The 15,811-nt window shown below is 68.2% G+C and carries 21 protein-coding genes and 1 tRNA gene; 9 read left to right on the top strand and 13 right to left on the bottom strand.

Features of this window, described 5'->3' with window-relative positions; translation table 11 throughout:
• Window positions 1–13 precede the first annotated feature (13 nt).
• The 4 genes from D7316_RS02400 (at window position 14) to D7316_RS02385 (ending at window position 3,195) form a co-directional block, all read left to right on the top strand.
• A complete protein-coding gene (locus D7316_RS02400; protein WP_124706877.1) occupies window positions 14–919 on the top strand; it encodes a sugar phosphate isomerase/epimerase family protein in 906 nt (301 codons plus the stop codon).
• A gap of 30 nt (window positions 920–949) precedes the next feature.
• The gene (locus tag D7316_RS02395) at window positions 950–1,825 is read left to right on the top strand and encodes a sugar phosphate isomerase/epimerase family protein (protein WP_124706876.1); all 876 of its coding nucleotides are present in this window, start codon (window positions 950–952) and stop codon (window positions 1,823–1,825) included.
• 5 nt (window positions 1,826–1,830) lie between these two features.
• Complete coding sequence (locus tag D7316_RS02390; RefSeq protein WP_124711054.1) at window positions 1,831–2,874, top strand: Gfo/Idh/MocA family protein; 1,044 nt, start codon at window positions 1,831–1,833, stop codon at window positions 2,872–2,874.
• Window positions 2,875–2,946: 72 nt separating this feature from the next.
• Entirely contained in the window at window positions 2,947–3,195 is a 249-nt protein-coding gene (locus tag D7316_RS02385; protein ID WP_197718168.1) for a hypothetical protein, read from the top strand.
• Here the strand turns inward: D7316_RS02385 and D7316_RS02380 are convergent.
• Window positions 3,152–3,397 carry a three-helix bundle dimerization domain-containing protein gene (locus D7316_RS02380; RefSeq protein ID WP_124706875.1) on the bottom strand — a complete coding sequence of 82 codons (246 nt, stop codon included), beginning with the start codon at window positions 3,395–3,397 and terminating at the stop codon, window positions 3,152–3,154. The two genes, D7316_RS02385 and D7316_RS02380, sit on opposite strands and share 44 nt — an antisense overlap.
• A gap of 404 nt (window positions 3,398–3,801) precedes the next feature.
• On the opposite strand from D7316_RS02380, the gene D7316_RS02375 reads away from it, so the two are divergent.
• The gene (locus D7316_RS02375; protein ID WP_124706874.1) at window positions 3,802–4,401 is read left to right on the top strand and encodes a thymidine kinase; all 600 of its coding nucleotides are present in this window, start codon (window positions 3,802–3,804) and stop codon (window positions 4,399–4,401) included.
• 1 nt (window position 4,402) lies between these two features.
• On the opposite strand, the gene D7316_RS02370 is transcribed toward D7316_RS02375, so the two are convergent.
• A tRNA-Leu gene (locus D7316_RS02370) sits at window positions 4,403–4,484 on the bottom strand.
• A 78-nt stretch (window positions 4,485–4,562) separates the two neighbouring features.
• Between D7316_RS02370 and D7316_RS02365 the strand changes: the two genes are divergently transcribed.
• The 3 genes from D7316_RS02365 (at window position 4,563) to D7316_RS02355 (ending at window position 6,650) form a co-directional block, all read left to right on the top strand.
• Complete coding sequence (locus D7316_RS02365) at window positions 4,563–5,048, top strand: transcriptional regulator (protein ID WP_124706873.1); 486 nt, start codon at window positions 4,563–4,565, stop codon at window positions 5,046–5,048.
• Complete coding sequence (locus tag D7316_RS02360) at window positions 5,045–5,389, top strand: DUF3817 domain-containing protein (RefSeq protein ID WP_124706872.1); 345 nt, start codon at window positions 5,045–5,047, stop codon at window positions 5,387–5,389. Before D7316_RS02365 ends, D7316_RS02360 begins: the two co-directional genes overlap by 4 nt.
• A gap of 115 nt (window positions 5,390–5,504) precedes the next feature.
• On the top strand, window positions 5,505–6,650 hold the full coding sequence (locus D7316_RS02355) for a glycosyltransferase (RefSeq protein WP_124706871.1): 1,146 nt from the start codon (window positions 5,505–5,507) through the stop codon (window positions 6,648–6,650).
• Here D7316_RS02355 and rdgB read toward each other — a convergent pair.
• From rdgB to clpS, 11 genes are all read right to left on the bottom strand, one after another.
• Window positions 6,627–7,244, bottom strand: a complete 618-nt coding sequence (gene rdgB / locus D7316_RS02350) for an RdgB/HAM1 family non-canonical purine NTP pyrophosphatase (protein WP_124706870.1) — start codon at window positions 7,242–7,244, stop codon at window positions 6,627–6,629. The genes D7316_RS02355 and rdgB overlap by 24 nt on opposite strands.
• Window positions 7,241–7,996 carry a ribonuclease PH gene (rph, locus tag D7316_RS02345; protein ID WP_124706869.1) on the bottom strand — a complete coding sequence of 252 codons (756 nt, stop codon included), beginning with the start codon at window positions 7,994–7,996 and terminating at the stop codon, window positions 7,241–7,243. Before rph ends, rdgB begins: the two co-directional genes overlap by 4 nt.
• A gap of 189 nt (window positions 7,997–8,185) precedes the next feature.
• The gene (locus D7316_RS02340) at window positions 8,186–8,953 is read right to left on the bottom strand and encodes a cyclic nucleotide-degrading phosphodiesterase (RefSeq protein ID WP_124706868.1); all 768 of its coding nucleotides are present in this window, start codon (window positions 8,951–8,953) and stop codon (window positions 8,186–8,188) included.
• A gap of 75 nt (window positions 8,954–9,028) precedes the next feature.
• Window positions 9,029–9,829 (bottom strand): glutamate racemase, encoded by an 801-nt coding sequence (gene murI / locus D7316_RS02335; RefSeq protein ID WP_124706867.1) that lies wholly within the window; start codon window positions 9,827–9,829, stop codon window positions 9,029–9,031.
• Window positions 9,826–10,470 carry a rhomboid family intramembrane serine protease gene (locus D7316_RS02330; RefSeq protein ID WP_124706866.1) on the bottom strand — a complete coding sequence of 215 codons (645 nt, stop codon included), beginning with the start codon at window positions 10,468–10,470 and terminating at the stop codon, window positions 9,826–9,828. The genes murI and D7316_RS02330 overlap by 4 nt, the downstream gene beginning before the upstream one ends.
• A gap of 108 nt (window positions 10,471–10,578) precedes the next feature.
• Window positions 10,579–11,565, bottom strand: a complete 987-nt coding sequence (locus D7316_RS02325; RefSeq protein WP_124706865.1) for a PLP-dependent cysteine synthase family protein — start codon at window positions 11,563–11,565, stop codon at window positions 10,579–10,581.
• Window positions 11,566–11,568: 3 nt separating this feature from the next.
• Window positions 11,569–11,841: a MoaD/ThiS family protein gene (locus D7316_RS02320; RefSeq protein ID WP_124706864.1), complete on the bottom strand. Its 273-nt coding sequence runs from the start codon at window positions 11,839–11,841 to the stop codon at window positions 11,569–11,571.
• Between the two features lie 4 nt (window positions 11,842–11,845).
• Window positions 11,846–12,253, bottom strand: a complete 408-nt coding sequence (locus tag D7316_RS02315; RefSeq protein WP_124706863.1) for a Mov34/MPN/PAD-1 family protein — start codon at window positions 12,251–12,253, stop codon at window positions 11,846–11,848.
• 145 nt (window positions 12,254–12,398) lie between these two features.
• Complete coding sequence (locus D7316_RS02310) at window positions 12,399–13,496, bottom strand: P1 family peptidase (RefSeq protein ID WP_124706862.1); 1,098 nt, start codon at window positions 13,494–13,496, stop codon at window positions 12,399–12,401.
• Between the two features lie 13 nt (window positions 13,497–13,509).
• The gene (aosR, locus tag D7316_RS02305; RefSeq protein ID WP_124706861.1) at window positions 13,510–14,085 is read right to left on the bottom strand and encodes an oxidative stress transcriptional regulator AosR; all 576 of its coding nucleotides are present in this window, start codon (window positions 14,083–14,085) and stop codon (window positions 13,510–13,512) included.
• An 18-nt stretch (window positions 14,086–14,103) separates the two neighbouring features.
• Complete coding sequence (gene clpS, locus D7316_RS02300; protein ID WP_124706860.1) at window positions 14,104–14,484, bottom strand: ATP-dependent Clp protease adapter ClpS; 381 nt, start codon at window positions 14,482–14,484, stop codon at window positions 14,104–14,106.
• A 20-nt stretch (window positions 14,485–14,504) separates the two neighbouring features.
• Here clpS and D7316_RS02295 point away from each other — a divergent pair, with 20 nt between their 5' ends.
• Entirely contained in the window at window positions 14,505–15,809 is a 1,305-nt protein-coding gene (locus D7316_RS02295; RefSeq protein WP_124706859.1) for a nicotinate phosphoribosyltransferase, read from the top strand.
• Window positions 15,810–15,811: the final 2 nt, after the last annotated feature.

Genomic DNA, 15,811 nt, shown 5'->3' with positions numbered 1-15,811 from the left:
AGGGACAACGCAAGTGAGCAACATCATCGTCGGTTCTGCACCTGACTCCTGGGGTGTCTGGTTCCCCGAGGATCCCCAGCAGACCCCGTACACCCGATTCCTCGACGAGGTCGCCGCGTCCGGGTACGAGTGGATCGAGCTCGGCCCGTTCGGCTACCTGCCGACCGATCCGAAACAACTTCTCGACGAGCTCGGCGAGCGCGGCCTGAAGTTGTCGGCCGGAACCGTGTTCGAGCATCTGCATCAGGACGACTCCTGGGATGCCGTGTGGACGCAGATCGAGGACGTCGCCAAGCTCACCGCCGCGGTCGGCGGCAAGCACGTCGTGGTGATCCCGGAGATGTGGCGTGACCCCGCGACCGGTGAGGTGCTGGAGGATCGTCACCTCACCGACGAGCAGTGGCTGGCCAAGACCCGCGGCATGAACGAACTCGGCCGCGCGATGTTCGAGAAGTACGGTGTGCGTGCGCAGTACCACCCGCACGCGGACAGTCACGTGGACACCGAGGAGAACATCTACCGGTTCCTGGAGAACACCGACGGTGAGTTCGTCAACCTGTGCCTCGACACCGGACACGTGAGCTATTGCGGCGGAGACAATCTCGCCATCATCCGTGCTCACCCCGAGCGGATCGGCTACCTGCACCTCAAGCAGGTCGACGAGGCCGTCCGCGCCAAGGTGGCCGCCGACGACCTGCCGTTCGGCGAGGCCGTCCGCCTCGGTGCGATGACCGAGCCGCCACGCGGCATCCCGGAGATGCCGCCCCTGCTCGACGCGGTCGCCGACCTGGGCATCGACATCTTCGCGATCGTCGAACAGGACATGTACCCATGTGCCCCCGACGCCCCGCTGCCGATCGCCCAACGCACCCAGCGCTACCTCGGTTCCTGCGGCGTGCCGGCCGTCCGTTTCAGCTGACACTCGACACCTCACCGAGGAGACACCGACATGAAGGTCGCACTCGACCCCACCCCGTTCCACCACAGCCACTCGCTGCTCGAATTGCCGGGTGTCGTCGCCGATCTCGGCTATGACCACCTGCAGCTGACACCGCATGTGGACATGATCCCGTTCTTCAACCACCCGAAGGCCGACGACGACCTGGTCGCCAAGTTCCGCAAGGCCTGTTCGGCTGCCGGAGTCGGGATCGCGTCGGTGCTGCCGGTGCTGCGCTGGTCCGGTCCGGACGAGGACGCCCGTGAAGCCGCCGTCCGCTACTGGAAGCGGGCCATCCAGATCACCATCGATCTCGGCGTCAATGTGATGAACACCGAGTTCTCCGGCAGACCGGAGAAGGCCGAGGAGTCCGAGCGGGCCTTCTACCGCTCCATGGAGGAGCTCGTGCCGATCATCGAGCGGGAAGGCATCGATGTGCGGATCGACCCGCACCCCGATGATTTCGTCGAGGACGGACTGTCCGCGATCCGGATGATCCGCGGGATCAACTCGAAGAACGTCGGTCTCGTCTACGTTGCCTGCCACTCGTTTCACATGGGCGGCAACATGGCCGAGATCATGCGCACCGCCGGCGACATGCTGCGCCTCGTCCACGTCGCCGACACGATGGATCACCATGCGTCACATGGCCTTCGGTACATCACCAACCCGCCCGGCAACGCGGTCCGGGTGCATCAGCACCTCAAGATCGGCGACGGCGACGTCGACTGGGACGAGTTCTTCGGCACCCTCGGCGAGATCGGCTTCTACGATCGCGACGACACCGTGATGGTGTCCAGCGTGTTCGCCGAGAACGAGAACGCACCCGACGTGAGCAGATACCAGCTGGCGACGATGAACGACTACGTCACCAAATACGCACGGTGAGCACGATGCTGCGTCATCTGCCGTCGCCGCGCACCCCCGAGCCCACCTCGGCGCCCGTACTGCGTTGGGGCATCATGGGTCCGGGATGGATCGCCCAGCGGTTCGTCGGCGGCCTGCACAAACACACCAGGCAACGGGTCACCGCCGTCGGGTCGCGCAGCGCCGGGCGCGCCGACGAGTTCGCACGCCGCATGAACATCCCGTCATCGCACGAGGGTTACGACGCTCTGCTGGCCGACCCCGATGTCGACATCGTCTACATCAGCACACCCCATCCCCAGCACCACGGATGCGCGCTCGCCGCGATCGCCGCGGGCAAGCACGTCCTCGTCGAGAAGCCCATGGGCATCAACGCGATACAGGCGCAGGAGATCTTCGCCGCGGCCCGCACCGCCGGGGTGTTCGCGGGCGAGGCGATGTGGACGAGGTTCCTGCCCAAGTTCGACGTGATCCGCCAGATCCTCGACGACGGCGTGCTCGGCACGAGGCGCACCGTCGTCGCCGACCACGGCGAGTACTTCACCACCGATCACCGGATCTACGATCCGGCCCTCGCCGGTGGACCGCTGCTGGATCTGGGCACCTACCCGGTGGCGTTGGCACAGTGGGTACTCGGCGAGATCGGGCAGGTCGCGGCCTTCGGCCGGCCGGCCACGACAGGAGTCGACGGGGTCGAACTCAACGGTCAGATCGCGGCCACCATGGGCCATGCGGGCGGCGGTCAGTCGCTCATCACCACGACGATCCTCGCGGACACACCCACGACCGCGTTCGTCGCCGGTGAGAACGCCTACCTGTCGGTGCCGGGGCCGTTCTACCAGCCGGGGCCGTTCACCCTGGTCCAGCGCGACGGCGAGCACCTCACCCACGAGGAGGAGCCCGCGCAACACGAGGACGGGCTGCACTTCTCGGCCGCCGACGCGGCACGCACGATCGCCGACGGCGCCACGGAGTCCCGGATTCATCCGGGCGCCGATGTCATCGCGACGCTCGATGCGATGGACCGCATCCGCGCCGAGATCGGCATCGTGTTCCCCGGTGAGCGATGAGCCGCGCGGAAACGGACTGACGACCGGGTTCCGTGCGCGCGGGTAAGCGGTCTGCCTTACGATGCGGTGATTATGGACGGTGACCCCGAAGGCGACGCATCACGGTTACAGGCACGGCTCCTGATCGTCGAGCTCGAGCGCGCCGCCGACGCCATCGTCGAGCAGCTCGAGTCGGGCAATCCGCGGGCATCCGACGCCGGCGTGCGTCGCGCCGAACTCTACGAGGCGCGCGCACACATCCGACGCCTGCAGGAACGGTACGGTCTGAGCGCGATCGCTACTCGCCCAGATGCGGGGGCACGGCGGCCGGATCGACCATGACGTCGGAGCCGCCGAGATCGGAGTTCGCGCGGCGCTCCACCAACAGCGGAACGAAATCTCGGACCCGGGTGTCGTCGAAGTGCCGATAGGCGGACTGGACGGCGGTCGCGACCTCGTCCGGATCGCGATGTGTGTACATGCCGATCAGGCGATCCTGGACTTCGCTGATCTGACGCAGCTCGTCCTTGTTGTTCTGGTCCACCTCTTCGACGGTAGCGAGCTACCGGCGAGTCGCACGGTTCGAATCGGACAATTCACCTGACGTTCACCCCGTGCGTCGGGAACCTGGCCGGTGAACTGAGTTCGCCCCGACCGCTGTTCGCGATCGGGGCGATTCAGTGCCTGCACCGTCCCCGGATTCCCCCGTTGCGCGACGATGCACGTCGCGCGGGGAAGATCGACGAAGCCGGTGCGTCCTCCGGATGCCCCTCGCGGGGGATGGCGAAGAGGCGATCCGTCGGCCTCACCGATGGTACTGATCCATGGGGACAGGAAACGTACGCCGCGATGAACCGCGGGGAAACGGCCCACGCGACGCGCGCGCACCGGTCGCCTGCGGCATCATCGGGTCGATGAGACGATGCCCGTGCGACCGATTTGCGGGACATGTCTGAGCCCGCCGAGCTGACGTTCTACCACGGGCCGATGGGGGCCGGGAAGTCGACGTTCGCCCTCCAGACGCATTTCAACCAGAGCCGTCAGGGGCGTGTCGGACTGCTGCTGACGAAACACGATCGCTCCGGGGAGCCCGCCGTGACGAGCCGCATCGGGTTGGCCGCACCTGCGGTCGTCGTCGGCGACGGGGATGACCTCCATGACGTCGTGATGCACCGGCATCGACGAGAGCGGCTGGACTTCGTCGTGTGCGACGAGGCGCAGTTCTTGGCACCCGCGCAGGTGGAGGACCTGGTCCGGATCGTCGACGAGGTCGGCATCGACGTCTTCGCGTTCGGACTGCTCACCGACTTCACCGCCGCCCTGTTCCCGGGGTCGGCCCGGCTCGTCGAGCTCGCCGACGGGGTGCACCGGATGCAGGCCATCGTGCTGTGCTGGTGCGGGAGGCCGGGTTTCCTCAATGCGCGCGTCGTCGGCGGACAGGTGGCCCGGGCGGGCGAGCTCGTCGCGATCGGCGACACCGAACTCGGGCCGGTGATCTATCAAGCGCTGTGTCGTCGGCATTTCATGGGCGGACAACTGGAGGAATGAGTGCGCGAGGGGGGACTTGAACCCCCACGTCCGTGGACACTGGAACCTAAATCCAGCGCGTCTGCCAATTCCGCCACTCGCGCGTGTCGCCGGCCACACCGGCGCCTGCGTCAGCGTACCGCCCGTGGGGCGATCATCGCTGGCCAGGTACCGTCGGGGATATGGAATCCGGTTCGAGCACCCCCGGTCACCGGCGGCGTCCGGCGCTGATCGCGCTGGTGGTCGTGGCGGCGGTCGCCTGCCTCGCCCTGGCGTACTGGCAATGGGATGTGTACGAGTCGTCGGCGGGTACCGCGCAGAACCTCGGGTACGCGTTGCAGTGGCCCGCGTTCGCACTCGCGGTCATCTGGGCCTACCGCCGATTCGTCGTCCTGGAGAACAATCCGGACGAGCAGCGCAAGATCGCCCACGACGCCAAGGGCGCCACCGAGATCCCCGCCGGCATCCTGCCCGACCGGCCGACGACCCCGAGCGCGTCGTCGCTCCGCTCGACCCCGTCCGCCAACGAGGACTCGACCCTCGCCGATTACAACCGCTACCTCGCCGACCTGGGTCGGTCGTATGCGGCCGACTCTGGCTCCGCATCCGGAGCCGGCCCCACATCCGAATCAACATCCGAATCCAGCAGTGAGGACCAACGCAGGTGACCGAAACGACCAGTCCCACCACCGGCACACCCGTGGCGAAGGTACGCGGAGCATTGCTGCGCTACCGGATTCTCGCCTGGATCACGGGTCTGTGGTTGTTGCTGCTGGTCGCCGAGCTGGTCCTGAAGTACGGATTCGACGTCGACGCGCTCGACTTCGTCCCGATCGTGCACGGTTGGGTCTACTTCGTGTATCTGATCCTGACCATCGATCTGGCCATCAAGGTGCGGTGGCCGCTCGGGAAGATCATCCTCACGTGCATCGCCGGCACCATCCCGTTCCTCTCCTTCTGGTTCGAACACATCCGGACCAAGGAAGTGAAGGCGGAGTACAACCTCTAGCCTCACGGCTGCGGGCCTGCCGTCGCTGCGTCCGACACCAGAGTTCACGAGCTGATCCGCGCCCCGTGACGTCGCGTTCGGCATCGGTTCATCGACGACCGACCACACTGTGCGGGTGCGCATCGTGCAACTCGCCAACTTCTACGGCGCCCGGTCGGGTGGTCTGCGGACCGCCGTCGACCGCTGGGGCGCCGGATATGTGGCGGCCGGCCACGAGGTGATCCTGGTGGTCCCCGGCGCCGACGACCGTGCCGCGACGATGCCCAACGGCGTGCACCGGATCACCGTGCACGCACCCCGACTCCCCTTCTCCGGCGGCTACCACGTCGCGCCGCCCCGCCGGGTCGCCGACATCCTGCGCCACCTCCGGCCAGACGCCGTCGAGGTGTCGGATCGGCTCACCCTGCGCGGATTCGGCGCCTGGGCGCGGCGACGCGACATCCACTCGACGATGGTGTCGCACGAACGACTCGACCGGCTGCTCTCCATCGCCATGCCGGACGCGGTCGCCCGGATGATGGCCGACGAGGCCAACCGCCGCACCGCGGATTCCTTCGACGCCGTGGTCTGCACCACGGGATTCGCCGCGGCCGAGTTCGACCGGATCGGCGCGACCAACGTGGCGCACGCACCACTCGGGGTGGACCTCGACGTCTTCGATCCGCGGCATGCCGATCCTGCTGTCGGGGCGCGATTCGCCGACGACACGACGACGCTGATCGTGCACTGCGGACGCCTGTCCCCCGAAAAACGACCCGATCGCAGCATCGCGGCGGTCGGCCGGCTGCATGCCGCCCGACGGCGGGTTCACCTCGTGGTCGCCGGCGACGGACCCCGACGTCCCGCCTTGCAGCGGGCCGCACGTGGGCTGCCCGTCACGTTCCTCGGCCACGTCGCCGATCGCGCTCAGGTCGCCGCGCTGCTCGCGTCGACGGAGATCTCGTTGGCGCCGGGGCCGCACGAGACGTTCTGCCTGTCCGCCCTCGAATCGCTGGCGTCGGGCACACCGGTGGTCGCGTCCCGATCATCTGCGGTGGCCGGCATGGTCGATGCGAGTTGCGGAGCACTGGCCGCCGACTCACCCACGGCGTTCGCCGAGGCGATCGAGCAGGTCCTGGAACTGCCCCGCCCCGAGCGGGAATCGGCCGCGCGACGGCGCGCCGCCCGGTACCGCTGGCCGGACTCGGTGGCCCGGATGCTGGCGATCCACGGGGGATCGCCGGACCTCGGACCGCGTTCAGTTGTCGGCGAGTTCCCGTAGCGCCGGCACCAGTGCGGCGAGCGCCTTGCCTCGATGACTCAGTGCATCCTTCTCGGTCGGCGACAGCTCGGCCGACGAACGTCCCTGCGCCGCATCATCATCCGGCACGAAAAGCGGATCGTAACCGAAGCCGTTCGCGCCGCGCGGTCCCCGCAGGATGATGCCACGCCACTCACCGCGCACGACTGTCTGCTCCCCCGAAGGCAGCACCAGTGCGCATGCCGAGACGAAAGCCGCGCCGCGCCTCTCGTCCGGGACGTCACCGATCTGGGCGAGCAGGAGGTCGTTGTTGGCCCGGTCGTCGCCGTGCCGCCCGGACCAGCGGGCGGAGAGCACGCCCGGCATGCCGTTCAGCGCATCCACCTCGAGCCCGGAATCATCTGCCAGACAAGCGAACCCGGTTGCCCGCGCACCGGCCTCCGCCTTGATCAGCGCATTGTCCTCGAACGTCGCACCCGTCTCGGGCTCCTCGGGGTACTCCGGGACGGCGTCGAGACCGATCACGTCGATGCCGCCGACACCCGCGGCATCCAGCACGCGTCGCAGTTCGGTCAGCTTCTTGGCGTTTCGGCTGGCGACCAGCACCGTGGTCATCGGGGCGTCGGCAGGTCGCCCGGGTACGGTGCCGCGAGCACCTCGCGCTGCGCGTCGAACAGCTTCTCGGTCCCGACCATCGCGATGTCGAGCAGTTTGTCGAGTGTGGCCCGCGGGAAGGTCGCGCCCTCACCGGTGCCCTGCACCTCGACGAGGGTGCCGGCGTCGGTGGCGACGACGTTCATGTCGACCTCCGCACGCGAATCCTCTTCGTAGGGCAGGTCGAGTCGCACCCGGCCGTCCACCACACCGACGCTGACCGCGGCGATCATGCACGACAACGGCTGCGGATCGCTGAGCCGCCCGGCAGCCTTGAGCCAGGTCACCGCGTCGGCGAGCGCCACGTAGGCGCCGGTGATCGCCGCGGTCCGGGTGCCGCCGTCGGCCTGCAGGACATCACAGTCGATGGCGACGGTGTTCTCGCCGAGCGCACCGAGATCGATACAGGCCCGCAGCGAACGGCCGACCAGGCGGCTGATCTCGTGCGTGCGGCCACCGATCTTGCCCTGCGTCGACTCGCGCCGGGAGCGTTCGTGGGTCGATGACGGCAACATCGCGTACTCCGCGGTGAGCCAGCCGAGGCCGGAACCACGCCGCCACGGCGGAACGCCCTCGGTCACACTCGCGGTGCACATCACGCGGGTCCCGCCGAATTCGACCAGGACGGAGCCCGCCGGATGCGAGGTGAATCCGCGGGTGAAGGAGATCGGTCGCAGTTCGTCGTCGGCCCTGCCGTCAGCTCGTGTCGTCACGTGGCCAACTCTAACGATCGGCAGCGACGGGCCGGGATCGCGGGGCATCGCCGGCTGCGGGGTCGGTGGTCTCGATACACCGGCTCGCTCCGCTCGCGCGGCACTCGACCAGCGGTGGCAACGCGGTGGTTGCGGGCCTTGCTCCGCTCGCGCGGCACTCGACCAGCGCGACGGATCCGCCGATGGCTGTCAGGGGACGAGGTCGAAGACCTGGCCGGGACGTACCAGATCGACCGGACCGGAAAAGGTGGAACGCGCCTCGGCGAGGATCGATTCGGCATCGAACCACGGCGCGAGGTGCGTGAGCGCCAGCGACCGCACTCCGGCCTTGGTGGCGATCTGCCCGGCCTCGTAGCCCGACAGGTGCAGATCGGGCGGTCGATCGTCGGGGGCGTGGGTCCAGGTCGCCTCGCACAGGAAGATGTCCGCGCCCTCGGCGACGTCGACGACCTCGTCGCAGAGTGCGGTGTCCCCGCTGTAGGCGATGACCTGCCCCTGCGGACCGGTGATGCGCAGACCGTAGGTCTCGGGCGGGTGGTTGACCTTCACGGGCTTGACCGTCAGACCACCCACCGCGACCTCGACGCCGTCCTGCCATTCGACCGGATCGAACGTGTCGGAGATGTCGTCGACGTCACCGGGGACCTCTGCCGATGCCGCGCCCACCCGGAATGCCGTTCCGGACGGACCATAGAGGGCGGCGCGTCCGGATGCGGGGCGTGGGGCGTAGCGCCGCCACACCAGCATGGCGGGAAGATCGAGGCAGTGGTCGGCGTGCAGGTGACTGAGCACCACATCGACGTCGACCGGGTCGACGACACGCTGCAGTTCCGAGAGGACGCCCGGTCCGCAGTCGACGAGCACCGGCCGCTCACCCTCGACCGACAACAGGTACCCCGAGCAGGCGGACCCGGGGCCACCCACACTCCCGGAACACCCGAGGACCGTCAGACGCATATGCCCTACTGTGCCATGCCCGACTGTGGACGAGTCCGCATACGGGTCACAACTCTCCAACGATGGTTGTGGTCGTCAGAGATGCTGCACCTGGCCGATCGCCGGACCGAGGAAGCGGGTGGACAGCCGCGCGAAGAACTCCGGATCGCCAGTGGATCGGAACTCCCGGACCGCGGCGCGATCGGAGTGCGGATGCAGCAGATCCTGCTCGGTCAGCACCCGGAAAAGGTCCTTCGCGGTTTCCTCGGCGCTGGACACCAGGGTCACCTGGTCCCCCATCGCGAGCTGGATCACGCCCGACAGCAACGGATAGTGCGTGCACCCCAGTACCACGGTGTCGACGTCGGCCTCCTGGAGCGGCTCGAGGTAACCCTGGGCGAGTCCGAGGATCTGACGTCCGCTGGTGATGCCGCGTTCGACGAAGTCGACGAACCTCGGACACGGCACGGCGGTGATCTCGACGTCGCGGGCGGCCGCGAACGAATCCTGGTACGCCCGTGAGCCGATCGTCGCCTGCGTGCCGATGACGCCGATACGCCCGGTCTTGGTCGCCACGACCGATCGGCGCACGGCGGGCAGGATCACCTCGACGACGGGGATCGGCGCATACCGCTCGCGCGCATCCCGCAGACACGCGGCCGACGCGGTATTGCAGGCGATCACAATCGCTTTCACGCCACGCTCGGCCAGATCGTCGCCGATGGCGAGGGCATGACGACGGATGTCGGGGATGGCGAGTGGACCGTACGGTCCGTTTCCGGTGTCCCCGATGTAGATGACGTCCTCGTCGGGCAGCAGGTCGATGATCGCGCGGGCAACGGTCAAGCCGCCCACCCCGGAGTCGAAGATGCCGATGGGTGCTGTCTGCGTCGTTATGACGCCACCCCCGGGAACTGGGGGTTGGTGGTCGTCGCCTTACGCCGACGATCCCGGTCGGCCAGGTACCACGCGGCGAGCACGCCGCCGAGCGCACCGAACAGGTGTCCTTGCCACGACACCCCCGAACCGCTGGGGAGCACGCCCCACAGAACCGATCCGTAGATCAGGAACAGCACCAATCCGCCGAGGATCTGCCAGAGGTCGCGGTTGAACAGCCCGCGGATCAGCAAGAAGGTCAGCCATCCGAAGATGATGCCGGAGGCGCCGACGGTGACGGTGTAGGGCGGCGCGAACAGCCACACACCCAGTCCCGACACCACCCAGACGATCGCGGTGACGATCACGAAACGCTTCGCCATCAGCAGCAGGAAACCGAGCACCAGACCCGGTATCAGGTTGGCGAACAGGTGCTGCCAATCGGCGTGCAGGAACGGGGCCCAGAGGATGCCGTCCAGTCCGTCGACCTGGCGCGGTTCGATGCCCGCGTCGTCCAACCGATAGTCGGTGGCGACGTCGATCGCCTCGATGACGAACAGCAACGCGGCGATCGCCGCCATGATGATCGCCGATCGCTGCCACAGCGGCCGGGGTCCCTGCCGGGTTCGGCCCGAACCCGTGGGCGCGGGATTCGTGGTCATGGAAGATTCCTTGTCGGTGTGGTCTCGATACGCGACCAACGGGTGGACCGGGCTCGCTCGCTCGCCGGCCACTCGACCGACGGTGGAGAGCGGTCCGCCCCGCGACCGTCACGCCCAGAGCTGGCCCTCGAGCGCCTGCTCTGCCTGCTCCAGGCTACCTTCGTACGCTCCGGTGCTCAGATACTTCCACCCGGCGTCGGGGATGACGAGGCCGATGTCGGCGCGTTGCCCCTTCTTCAGCGCACCCCGGCCCACGCCGCGGGCGGCCTGCAGGATCGCACCGGTGGAGATTCCGGCGAAGATCCCTTCGGTGTCGATGAGTTCGCGAACCCGGGCCACCGCATCGACACCCTGGACGGAGAACCGCCGGGTGAGCACGGAGTCGTCGTAGAGTTCCGGCACGAAGCCCTCGTCGATGTTGCGCAACCCGTAGACCTCGTCGCCATACCGCGGTTCGGCGGCGACGATCTCGATCTCCGGATTCTTCTCACGCAGGAATCGGCCGACACCCATCAGTGTCCCGGTGGTGCCGAGTCCGGCGACGAAATGGGTGATCTCGGGTAGGTCCGCGAACAGTTCGGGGCCGGTGCCCTCGTAGTGCGCGAGCATGTTGGCCTCGTTGCCGTATTGGTAGAGCATCACCCAGTCGGGATGTTCGGCGGCGAGATCCTTGGCCATCGCGACCGCGGTGTTCGAGCCACCCGCGGCGGGCGACGAGATGATCCGGGCACCGAACATCGTCAGGAGCGAGCGGCGTTCCTCCGACGTGTTCTCCGGCATCACACAGATCAGCTGGTAGCCCTTGAGTCTCGCGGCCATGGCCAGCGAGATACCGGTGTTGCCGCTGGTGGGTTCGAGGATGATCGACCCGGGCGACAGCAGCCCGTCCCGCTCGGCCTGCTCGATCATCCGCAGGGCCGGACGATCCTTGATCGACCCGGTCGGATTGCGGTCCTCGAGCTTGGCCCACAGGCGGACGTGCGGACCGCCGTCAGGATCGTCGGGGTCGGAGTCCTCCCAGCGCGGCGACAGCCGCCGAAGGCCGATCAGTGGGGTGTGGCCCACCGACTCGATGAGTGAGGTGTAGCGGGCCACGGACTATCCGCCGGCGACCGCGGGCAGGATCGTGACATCGTCGCCGTCGTCCACACCGGTGTCGAGACCGCCGGAGAACCGCACGTCCTCGTCATTGACGTAGACGTTGACGAAGCGGTGCAGTTTGCCGTCGGCGACGAGGCGCTCCTTGATACCGGGATTCGCCGATTCGAGGTTGTCGATGACCTCGGCCAGCGTCGAACCGGAGGCTTCCACGCGCTTCTCACCTCCGGTGTGGGTGCGCAGGATGGTGGGGATGGACACGGTGATGGCCATGGGGTCAGCTCCTGATCTCGATCGGCTCTTCGGTGACCACGGCATCGACGATGCGATAGCTGCGGATCTCCGCGGTGTCGGCGTCGCGGGTGGACACCAGGACATAGTGGGCGTTCGGTTCGCTCGCGTAGGAGATGTCGGTGCGGCTGGGATATGCCTCGGTCGCGGTGTGTGAGTGATAGATCACCACCGGCTCCTCGTCGAGGCGGTCCATCTCCCGCCACACCTTCAGCTGCTCACCGGAGTCGAACCGGTAGAACGTCGGCGACCGTTCGGCGTTGGTCATCGCGACGAAGCGCTCCGGGCGATCCGAGCCCTCGGGCCCGGCGATGATCCCGCACGCCTCGTCGGGGTGGTCCGCGCGGGCATGCGCCACCATCGCGTCGACCAATTCCTGACCGATCGTCAGCACCTGAGATCCTCCTCCGACATCAGCTGTCAGCAACGCGCCCGGCATCCGGGCTATTCCGTCGGCCGGGCGGTTCGGTCGGCCGGACGTCCCCCGCCACGCTATCTGTCGGCCGGCTCGATGAGCGCGCCGACGCCGACGATCGCGCCTATCCGAAGGCCGATGGCAGGACGTCACGATAGGTCGGGATGCCGGCGACGGGTCCGGCCGCGAGGACCGCCCCGACGATCGCCCGCCGCACCACGACCGCGGCCGCGCGACAGACCTCGGCGAGCATCGCGACATCCGGATTCATGCCCGACGGCACCGGTGGCTGTTCCGGATGCCTCGCGCCGGTCGCCACCGCGAAGACGGTGTCGCCGTCGAGCGGCGAATGCGCCGGCACGATCGCCCGCGCCAGACCGTCGTGACCGGCCATCGCCACCCGGCGTGTGGACGCCGAATCCAGCGCGGCGTCGGTGGCCACCACCCCGATCGTGGTGTTGAGCACCGTCTGCTTGGCGACCAGCTCGCCATACCGGGCGATCTCGTCACCCCGGGGCGGCCGGAGGCCGAGCCCTAGCAAGTCGGCATCGGTTGCCGCCCAAGGCAATCCCGACATCGGATCGATCACGCCACCCACCGGGTTGGCCACCATCAGGGCACCGACGGTGACACCCGCTGCCGGACCGTCCGACAGCATCATCGACGCCGTCCCGACACCGCCCTTAAGGGCCCCGGCACGTGCTCCGGCGCCCGCGCCGACACTGCCGACCTCGACGCCGGAACCGCTCGCCGCGAGGGCGCTGCGGCCGAACGCGGCGTCGGGCCGGTTCTCCCAGGCACCCACCGGGAGATCGAAGATGACAGCGGCCGGCACGATCGGCACCACGTGCCCGAGCTCGTCCATCCGCAGACCGACACCCGCGGCCTCCAGGCCCGACATCACACCGTCGGCCGCGGCCAGCCCGTACGCGCTGCCGCCGGTCAAGACCACCGCGTGCGCGGTCTGGACCGTGTTCGCCGGATCCAGCAGATCGGTCTCCCGGGTGCCCGGGCCACCACCACGGACGTCGACCGCGCACACCGCGCCCGGCGCATCGATGCGCACCACCGTGGTTCCGGTCGCCCAGCCCCGGCCGATCCCGTCCGTGTCCGGCGCCGCCACCGTGGCGTCGTCATCGATCCGGTGATGATGGCCGACGAGGATCCCCGCCACATCGGTGATGCGGTCACCTGCCGGAGCGATTCCCGAAGACGTGGTCACGATCCCGGGTGCCTCACACCAACGACTCGACGAGGAGTTCCTGCATGACGGTCAGCCAGTGATAGACGTCGAGGTGCGCGGCGTGCGGGTGATCCGGCGGCAATTGATCCGGGGTGTCCTCCGAGATGCCGAGCATCGCACCCAGCGCCAGACGTACGTCATTGAGCGCGGTCAGCCACTCGGCGGCCTGCTCCTCGGTCAGCGCGAGGTCGCCTCCACCCTGCGGCAGCGTGTCCAGCACGACCTGCGCCGCAGCCATCTTGGCGTCGATGATGTACGGCTCGTGCACGCTGCGGAGCGCGCCGTTGACGTCGCCGTTGACCACGTCGGCGGTCAGCTCGCGATCCTGATCCGGTCGATGGAAGTCGGGCAACAATCGGCCCAGGGTCGCGTCGGTCGGCGCAGCCGTGTGCCCCGTGGGAATCCCGGTGACGTCGGAGAGTTCGTCGCGCGGCGCCGTCGATTCGCGTTCGCCGAGCAACTCCCGCATCGACGTCACCATCGATGCCAGGAGTTCGGCCTCGTGCACGTCGAGGTGGGAACAGATGCGCGTCGACGCGCCTCGGCCCTTGCGCTTCCAGGTACGCACGTGTCTCGGATTCCCCGCTCAGCTGTCCCGCTGCATGGTGGCCCACAGACCGGCCGCATGCAGCTTCCGGACGTCGACCTCCATCTTGTCGCGGTCGCCGGCGGAGACCACCGCCTTGCCCTCGTTGTGCACCTGCATCATCAGTTGGTTCGCCCGTGACTCCGAATAGCCGAAGACCTTCTGGAAGACGAACGTGACATAACGCATCAGGTTGACCGGGTCGTCCCACACGATCGTCACCCACGGACGGTCCAGCGAGGTCGCGCCATCGGCGACACCGGGTTCGGCAACCGCCGTCCCACCGGGTGATCCCCCGTCGCTTCGCTCGCCGAGCCATCCCCCGTCGCTTCGCTCGCCGCGGCGGGTAGCCTCGTGCGCACGAGTTTCGTCAGGCGCCATACGACCAAGGGTAAGCGATTGTGAGCATCGACAACACCGCCCTGCTGACCGATCAGTACGAACTGACCATGGTCTCGGCTGCGCTGCGGCATCCTGTTGCGCACCGTCCGTGTGTGTTCGAGGTGTTCGCGCGACGGCTTCCCGACGGGAGGCGTTACGGCGTCGTCGCCGGTACCGGGCGCGTGCTCGACGAGCTCACCGGGTTCCGGTTCGGCGACGACGAACTGGCGGTGGTGCGCCGGTTCCTCGACGACGACACCGTCGACTGGTTGCGCGAGTATCGGTTCTCCGGCGACATCGACGGCTATCGCGAAGGCGAACTCTATTTCCCCGGCTCCCCCATCCTCACGGTCCGCGCATCGTTCGCCGAAGGTGTCCTCCTCGAGACGCTGATCCTCTCGATCCTCAACCACGACAGCGCGATCGCGTCGGCCGCCGCCCGGATGGTCAGTGCGGCCGGGTCCCGTCCGATCATCGAGATGGGCTCACGGCGCACACACGAACGCGCGGCGGTCGCCGGCGCCCGGGCCGCCTACATCGCGGGTGTGGCCGCGACATCCAATCTCGAGGCGGCACGCACCTACGGCGTGCCCAGCGCGGGCACCGCAGCGCACGCCTTCACCCTCGGTTTCACCGGCCCGGACGGGCCCGATGAGAAGGCCGCGTTCGCGGCCCAGATCGAGGCGTTGGGCGTCGGGACGACGCTGCTCGTGGACACCTACGACATCACCCAGGGCGTCCGTAACGCCATCGAGGTGGCGGGGCCCGGACTCGGTGCCGTGCGCATCGATTCGGGTGACCTCGGCGTCCTCGCGCGCAAGGTCCGCGAGCAACTCGACGATCTCGGTGCGACCGGAACCAAGATCGTCGTGTCCGGTGACCTGGACGAGTACGCGATCGCCTCGTTGCGTGCGGAACCGGTGGACACCTACGGCGTCGGGACCTCGCTGGTCACCGGGAGCGGTGCACCGACCGCGGGGATGATCTACAAGCTCGTCGAGGTCGACGGCATCCCGGTCGCGAAGCGGGCCAGCCACAAGGAGTCCAAGGGCGGGGCCAAGGCGGCGGCCCGATCTGCGCGTCCCACCGGGACGATCGTGGAAGAGGTCGTGTACCGCGCCACCGATCAGGTGCCGGCCGCCGACGGACTCACGTTGCGTCCGTTGCAGATCCCGCTGGTCCGTGGCGGTGACGCCGTCGATTCCCTGCCGACGCTGGCCGAGGGTCGCGCACACCTCGCCGACGCCCTGGTCACTCTGCCGTGGGAGGGCCTGGGTCTGTCCCACGGCGACCCCGCGGTTCCCACCCGTTACGTGCTCGGATAGGC

Origin of the sequence: Gordonia insulae, assembly GCF_003855095.1 — a bacterium.
Lineage (GTDB): Bacteria > Actinomycetota > Actinomycetes > Mycobacteriales > Mycobacteriaceae > Gordonia > Gordonia insulae.
The sequence above is the reverse complement of the archived record's forward strand: the minus strand, read 5'-3'. Positions and strand labels throughout refer to the sequence as shown.

Excerpts from the sequence above, each read along its gene's own strand:
- D7316_RS02340 (WP_124706868.1), bottom strand. The coding sequence starts at position 8,953 with ATGCGTCTGACGGTCCTCGGGTGTTCCGGGAGTGTGGGTGGCCCCGGG.
- clpS (WP_124706860.1), bottom strand. The coding sequence starts at position 14,484 with ATGGCGCCTGACGAAACTCGTGCGCACGAGGCTACCCGCCGCGGCGAG.
- D7316_RS02365 (WP_124706873.1), top strand. The coding sequence starts at position 4,563 with ATGGAATCCGGTTCGAGCACCCCCGGTCACCGGCGGCGTCCGGCGCTG.
- D7316_RS02330 (WP_124706866.1), bottom strand. The coding sequence starts at position 10,470 with ATGACCACGAATCCCGCGCCCACGGGTTCGGGCCGAACCCGGCAGGGA.
- D7316_RS02385 (WP_197718168.1), top strand. The coding sequence starts at position 2,947 with ATGGACGGTGACCCCGAAGGCGACGCATCACGGTTACAGGCACGGCTC.
- D7316_RS02320 (WP_124706864.1), bottom strand. The coding sequence starts at position 11,841 with ATGGCCATCACCGTGTCCATCCCCACCATCCTGCGCACCCACACCGGA.
- rdgB (WP_124706870.1), bottom strand. The coding sequence starts at position 7,244 with ATGACCACGGTGCTGGTCGCCAGCCGAAACGCCAAGAAGCTGACCGAA.
- D7316_RS02375 (WP_124706874.1), top strand. The coding sequence starts at position 3,802 with ATGTCTGAGCCCGCCGAGCTGACGTTCTACCACGGGCCGATGGGGGCC.
- D7316_RS02390 (WP_124711054.1), top strand. The coding sequence starts at position 1,831 with ATGCTGCGTCATCTGCCGTCGCCGCGCACCCCCGAGCCCACCTCGGCG.
- D7316_RS02395 (WP_124706876.1), top strand. The coding sequence starts at position 950 with ATGAAGGTCGCACTCGACCCCACCCCGTTCCACCACAGCCACTCGCTG.